The following is a 6,276-nucleotide window of genomic DNA, read 5'->3' as shown; positions in this document are numbered from 1 at the left end:
GTCGGGGGCCTTGGGCTGCTTCGCGCGCCTGCCGGCTGTCCTGGATCGTGGCGGCCACCTGCGCGGCGGCGGCTTCCAGGGTTTGGCGCGTCTGTTCCACCGTGTCGACGCCGGTCTCCGGCTCCAGGAGGCGGCCGTCCTTCGGGCCGGTACGGAACGGCCGCGGGTACGGCCTCGAGGCGGCGGGCACGGCGACGGTGCGCGGCCGGGTGCGAGACCCCAGGCGCTCCGCACGGCGCACCGCGTGGACCCGGGCGGCCAGTGCGTCGGCGGCGAGGCGGGCCCGCTCGTACGGCGAGGCGGTCCGCTTGCGGGTCAGCGGGCGCAGCACGGCCTGGTCCTCGGTGTCACGCGGATAGAGGGCGCGCAGGTCGGCGGTCATCATCCGCCGCCTCGCCGGGCGGGTGTAGTCGTCGACGACCGTCCGTACGATCTGTTCGTCCACGCCCGGCTCGTGAGGTCGGCCGCGCAGGACGTAGGAGAGATGGCGGCGTGCTTCAGCGAGCAGGTGGTGGCGCTTGAACGCGCCGCGCACCATGTACACCACAGCGACGACGTCGACAGCCGCCAACGCGACGTCCACCACCGGCCGCACCCGCGCCCACACCGCCGCGGCCGCCGCCCGCGCCCGCTCGGCGAGCCGGTAGACGGTGCAGGCCCCGAACGCCCGGATCGCGGAGTCCCGCCATCGCCTGCGCAGCTCGGTCAGCGACAGCAGCTCCGTGCGCTTCGGTGAGCGGGTCTGGTCGGCGGCCTGGCAGGCCAGCGCGTAGGCGGCCCGCTCCCCCGGCGCGTGCCCCTGCTTCTCCTCGTACCTGGCGGTGAGGATGGGCAGCGCGTCCTCGATCTGCTGGCTGCGGGTCGACTGCCAGCCGATCAGCCGCCGGTCGATGCCCGCGATGTCCATGACGGGCCGGCGGCCGGGCGTCACCTCGCGCGGCTCCAACGCCCACCCGAGCCGGGCGGACACCTCCTCCATGATGTACAGGAGGTAAAGGGTGTCGGCCGCGATTCCGTGGCCCTGGACTCGTAGTGCCGGAAGACCGCGACGATCAGCCCGTCCTTGACCCGGGCGCGCTGCTTACCGCCAGCCTTCGAGCGGATCTCCGCGACCGACTCCTCCAGCCACGCCAGGGTCTTGTCGCAGGCGATGTCGTCGCACAGCTCCAGCACCCGGCGGTGCCGGTCGTCCATCAAGGCCCACGCGATGTGGGCCGTCGGCGGAGGCCGGAAGGTGCGCTCCTTGGCCTTGTCGGTCTTCGGTGAGCGGTTGTGCTCGATGGGCCTGCCCAGCACGGTAGCCCGCCGCGCCTGCGCCGGCTCTTGCCCTGCGCCAGGAGCTCGCGCTCGATCCGGTCGGCGTCCGGGTGCCTGCCCTCCCCCAGGAGGAGTTCGGCCTGCCGCTCGGTCACCACGTCCCCGGCCGCCAGGCCGAGCGCGGCCAGGCCTTGGCCCTTCCACACACCGGGCGGGACACCGGCTTCGTCCTGGGCGGCGCGCAGCGGCGTGCCCGCCCGGCGGTGGCCGTCGCCGACCATCACGCCACGGAAGAGATAGCGCCACCCGTTTCCCGGGCGGACTGGCGACATGCTGATCATCGGCCCATGGAACCCCGGCGCTGACCTGCACAGAAGCGCCACCCGGGGTTCTTCCCGCCGGGCGGGAAGCCATCACCAAGTCTTTACCGCAGCGCCCGCCAGGCGGTCCGCCACACAAGCCCGAGTCGAGGCTCCGCTGGGCAGCGAACGGCAACAGGGGCGGGGCGTCGGCGATCCGGGTTCGAGCGCCTCCAGCACCATGGCAGCGAACCCATCGACAGTACGCGGTCCCAACCCACCGGGCCCTGCGCCCGGCTGTCGTTACACGTAGTCAGCGGCGCTCACGATGCGACTGAACAGGCCCCGCCAGTCCGCTGCGGGCAGTACCCGGGCGGCCCGGCACAGGTCGACTGGGTGGCCGACAGCCAGGGACGCGGCGATCTCCAGTACGGCGAGGTGCGGCCCCATGGCGCCGGGCTCCAGGTCGCCATCGTCGAGGGCGTTCGGTGAGCCGAGGAGGTCTACGACCCGGTCCCAATTGACTGATGCTGAGTCCTCAGCGCGGACCGGGGAGGCGGGCACGCTGTACCGGCCGTTGACGAGCTGCCACACCTGGGGTTCGACCGGCTGCCCGATGCTCCCGCTGAGGGCAGGGTCGTGAACGAACCGACGGAGCCAGTACCCGTCCCGGTAAGAACCGAGTACGACTGTCGCTCGCCGCATCTGGAGATTTCCGATGCTGGCCGTAAGCCACCGCGCAAGCCGCACCCCCTCGGGCACGGCACGTCGCGGGGCAGGAAGATCGTCAGTGTCCACTTCGAGGTCCATGCAGCCACCTTGACGGCGCAACGGGCACAGAACACCAACACGCGCCACAGAGTCACCCGAAGAGGCTCCACGGAGTCGGGCGCCTACGGCCTCGGTAAACACAGTGGTACAGCGGAGGCTCCCCGCGGACTCTCTCAGCAGTCGTAGCTCTTGAGCGTCTTCGACGCACCGGTGGCCGACTTCAGGTAGTCGTTCTCCGACTTCAAGCTCTCGTTCTCCGCCGTCGACTCCGCCAACTGCACGACCAGTCCGGCAGCCATGGAGAGGAGCCCTTCGTGCTTTGTGTGGAGCTCCTCGTGCTCTTCCTGAAGCCCTTTGTACTTCCAGGCGAGCACCCCGATGGTGGTGGCGGCCAGAACGCTGGCGCCGGCCTTAACCACGACCCTGGCTTTGCCGAAGTTACCTCCGGCTGGCCCGGCACCGTCCTTGCCGATGCAAACGTGGCCCATCTGGTGCGAGTGCTGTTGAGCCTCGCCGAGATGGTCGCTCTCATACGAGCACGAACCGCATTGGTAATGGGTCATCAGTCGTTCCTCTCCCCCATGGAGATGAGCTTGTCACGGGTCACATGCCTCCGGCGACCACTTGGTCATCCTCCGTACGCCCACCGACACTGAGGGACCTCGAGCACCTCCTGGCCCAACTGGAGAACATCGAGGCCAACCTCGGCGCCGGTGGCAATGGCCCGGGTACGAACGAGGGACATGACCGCGACACCCCGCCGGATCGGTGTCCCGTCGACGCGTAAGTGATATCCGCCCCCACGGCCCCGCGTCGTGGGGCCCTGCCACCCCTCAGGGCCCCGTGCACGGGCGGCAGCGTGCTTCTCGCGCCCTGTCCGGCCGGGCGCACGGGAGCACCATGAAGGTGTGGCTTCCTCGGACAAGCAGCATCAGGGTGCGGGCTGCAGCCGGCTGGATGCCCTGCGGCTGACCGAGCAACCGCACGCGGCAAGGGTGTGGAGGCTGGGGAGGTCGTCTTGCCGGACGGCGTCGAGCCACTGCGGCAGTCGTTCGCCCTGGCGCTCGGTGAGCACCTGGCCGAAGGGCCGGACGTGACCGGTGAGGGCATCGAGTTCGGGGCAGTGGACCAGGATGGCCTGGATTGAAGGCGGTCGGTCTCCGTCAGGGACTCGGGCAGGTGGAGAATCCATCCGGCGACGACGCGGGGTGACGGCGGCCGAGCTGTTGACGGGGCCGGGAGAGAGCCGCTTCTTCCGGAAGTAGGCGCGAACGCGCTGGTAGCTGCCAGAGATGCCACCTGCCTGCCACTTGCAGCGCCCGGGGTGTCCTGACGGTGGCGCTTTCGGCGAAGAACGGTGCGCGATCGCGGCAGACCACCTCGATCCCTGGCCGTTTCGCGAGCCAGGCGGCCAGGCTGGACGCCTCCCGGTCGGGTAGCAGGTCCACCGGCCGCCGACCTTCGACATCGACCAGGATGGTCCCGTAGTTGCGACCCTTGCAGGTCGCGTACTCATCGACCACGACCACCACTTCCCCAAGGCCGACTCGGCCGAGCCCTGTCACTCAGCGTGCGCGAGCGACCACGTGCAACGCTCAGCCTTTCGACGCTCCCGCTAGAACGGTCCGTCGGCGATGCCCCCTGACGCGGCGAGGGCCTGTGAGAAGGCGCGTATGCGTGCGGTTTCGTGGCTGTGGTGCCAGACAAGGCCGAGGAAAGAATCCTCGAGGCCGGTGATGGGCACGAAGGTAATGGCTCGCCGGTTGTAGTACTCGCCTGTGGGGTGGCACAGGAGCATTGCGCCACGGTCGGCCGCTACCAGGGCCAGGCCCTCCTGCAGAGTGCTCACGGTCGGCCCGGTCGGGATTTCGCGGCCGCTCGGCGTGAGAGTGGGAGCTTGTGCGCGCCGCCAGTACTCAGGGGCGGGGCCGCGGACCCCGATCAAGGGGCAGCTGGCGAGGTCCTCGGCCGTCAGCTTCTCGTACGACGCGAAGCGGTGGTTTGTGGAGACAGCGAGGGTCTGCGGCTGCTTGGAGAAGATCTGTCCGAGGACGAGGTCGTTCTCCTCCACGGGCAACAGCACGATCGCAGTGTCGACTTCGTGGCGGTGGAGCGGGCCGAAGGGGTCGGAGATGGGGATTTCCACGATCTCGGTGGTGCAATCGGGGTGGCGGTTCTGGAAGAGCGCGACGGCATTCATGACATGGTCGTCAGCCGTGCCCTGGAAGCCGATGCGGAGTAGCCCGCCGACGCCCCGTGCCGTGCTACGAGCGGTATCGAGAGCGGTCTGCAGGGAGTTGTAGGCAGGGCGGAGGTCCGCGAAGAGCGTCTCGCCGAGCGGGGTGAGGCGTACACGGCGGCTGGTGCGCTCGACGAGGCGGGCGCCGATCCGGCCTTCCAGGGTTCGAAGGAGCTGGCTGATGCGGCTCTGCGACACGTACAGGCGCTCACCCGCCCGGCCGAAATGCAGCTCTTCGGCCAAGGCAAGAAACGCCTCCACCTCGCGAACTTCCAGACTTCCCACGGCCCCCTCCGCTCTTCCACTCCCTTGGCCAGGCTCTTTGTCGATCTATGAGTGCACCTCATGGAACGATGAGAGGTTGGCCGTTGTTCCCCTACTGCGTGGTCGATTGACTCAACGCATGTCGCAAGTTGAAGAAGTCGAAGAAAGATCAGCACCGCAGGGGCGTACGACGCTACGCGCTTGGCTGGGCGTAGTGACCGTGGCTATCGGCACGTTCACGGTCGTCACCTCGGAGATGCTGCCCGTCGGGCTGCTGACTCCCATGAGTGACTCCCTCAAGGTCACCGAAGGCGTGGCGGGTCTCACACTGACGATCACAGGTCTGGTGGCGGCGGTGTCCTCGCCCCTGTTGACGTCCGCCCTGAGCCGGTTCGACCGGCGCATTGTGCTCTGCGCGCTCATGGCCGTTCTGCTGATCGGCAATCTGGGCGCCGCGTGGTCACCGAACTTCGGTGTGATGGTCGCCGCGCGCGTACTGGTCGGTATCGGCATGGGCGGCGTATGGGCCATCGCGGCAAGCATTGCGGTGCGCCTGGTGCCGCCGAATTCGGTGGGTACGGCGACCACCCTGGTCTTCAGCGGGATCGCAGTGGCATCGGTCCTCGGCATTCCGGCGGGTGCGTTCGTCGGGGCCCTGGCCGGGTGGCGCGCGGCATTCGTGGTCGCCGCCGTCCTTGCACTCCTGGTCCTCCTCGCCATGGCCGTGCTGCTGCCGAAGCTGCCGGCCGAAGGGACTGTTCAGCTGGGCGGGGTGATGAGACTGTTCGGCAACCCGCAGGTGCGGACCGGCCTGATCGTCGTGGCGTTTCTGGTCACCGGGCACTTCGCCGCGTACACCTACGTCCGACCCGTTCTCGAGGACGTCTCCAGAGTCAGCGCCGGGATGATCGGCACGCTCCTGCTGGTGTACGGAATCGCTGGTGTCGCGGGAAACTTCATCTCCGGTGCCGGCGCGGGGCGTTCGCCGCGCAAGACGCTCCTTGTGATCAGTGTGGTCATGGCCGCGACGGTGCTCCTGCTTCCCGTCGTGGGCGGGGCGCCGTGGGTGGCGGGCGCGTTGATGGCGGTGTGGGGGCTCACCTACGGCGGAGTCTCCGTGAGTACGCAGACGTGGATCCTGGCCGCGTCGCCCGATGCCCGTGAGGCAGCTTCCTCCCTGTTCGTCGGCGTGTTCAACGGCGCCATCGCGCTCGGCGCGCTCCTCGGCGGCCAGGCGGCAGACGGCATCGGCATCACCTCGGCGATGTGGGTGGGCGGTGGGCTTGCGCTCGCTGCTCTGGTCGCCACCGCGGTGGGCCGTGCTCCGACCACCGGTCCACTCTGACCTTTCGGATTCGCGGTAGGCAGGGCGACAAGAACACCCACCCGTTGAAGCACAAGCGGAAAGCGCTTGCGTGCTCCGGCGCACGACCCCACACGCCACCC

6 protein-coding genes and 1 pseudogene are annotated in these 6,276 nt (G+C 69.1%); 2 read left to right on the top strand and 5 right to left on the bottom strand.

Annotated elements, in window-relative coordinates; all coding sequences use genetic code 11:
* From E2E34_RS29660 to E2E34_RS29645, 3 genes and pseudogenes are all read right to left on the bottom strand, one after another.
* Positions 1-1,538 (bottom strand): annotated as a pseudogene (locus tag E2E34_RS29660) (relaxase domain-containing protein); the annotation flags it as partial.
* A 321-nt stretch (positions 1,539-1,859) separates the two neighbouring features.
* Positions 1,860-2,261: a hypothetical protein gene (locus E2E34_RS29650; protein WP_138904955.1), complete on the bottom strand. Its 402-nt coding sequence runs from the start codon at positions 2,259-2,261 to the stop codon at positions 1,860-1,862.
* A 239-nt stretch (positions 2,262-2,500) separates the two neighbouring features.
* Entirely contained in the window at positions 2,501-2,890 is a 390-nt protein-coding gene (locus E2E34_RS29645) for a hypothetical protein (protein WP_138904954.1), read from the bottom strand.
* Between the two features lie 455 nt (positions 2,891-3,345).
* On the opposite strand from E2E34_RS29645, the gene E2E34_RS37060 reads away from it, so the two are divergent.
* Positions 3,346-3,474 carry a hypothetical protein gene (locus E2E34_RS37060; protein WP_279637912.1) on the top strand — a complete coding sequence of 43 codons (129 nt, stop codon included), beginning with the start codon at positions 3,346-3,348 and terminating at the stop codon, positions 3,472-3,474.
* Positions 3,475-3,490: 16 nt separating this feature from the next.
* Here E2E34_RS37060 and E2E34_RS37275 read toward each other — a convergent pair whose 3' ends face one another.
* Positions 3,491-3,850, bottom strand: coding sequence for a transposase (locus E2E34_RS37275; RefSeq protein ID WP_167518418.1), 360 nt, complete (start codon positions 3,848-3,850; stop codon positions 3,491-3,493).
* Positions 3,851-3,942: 92 nt separating this feature from the next.
* Positions 3,943-4,851, bottom strand: a complete 909-nt coding sequence (locus tag E2E34_RS29630; protein ID WP_138904952.1) for a LysR family transcriptional regulator — start codon at positions 4,849-4,851, stop codon at positions 3,943-3,945.
* A gap of 118 nt (positions 4,852-4,969) precedes the next feature.
* Between E2E34_RS29630 and E2E34_RS29625 the strand changes: the two genes are divergently transcribed.
* Positions 4,970-6,175 (top strand): MFS transporter, encoded by a 1,206-nt coding sequence (locus E2E34_RS29625; protein ID WP_138904951.1) that lies wholly within the window; start codon positions 4,970-4,972, stop codon positions 6,173-6,175.
* Positions 6,176-6,276: the final 101 nt, after the last annotated feature.

The organism is Streptomyces albidochromogenes (assembly GCF_005981925.1).
In the GTDB taxonomy this organism is placed as follows: domain Bacteria; phylum Actinomycetota; class Actinomycetes; order Streptomycetales; family Streptomycetaceae; genus Streptomyces; species Streptomyces albidochromogenes.
Note: the sequence above shows the minus strand (reverse complement) of the source record. Positions and strands in the feature narration are given on the sequence as shown.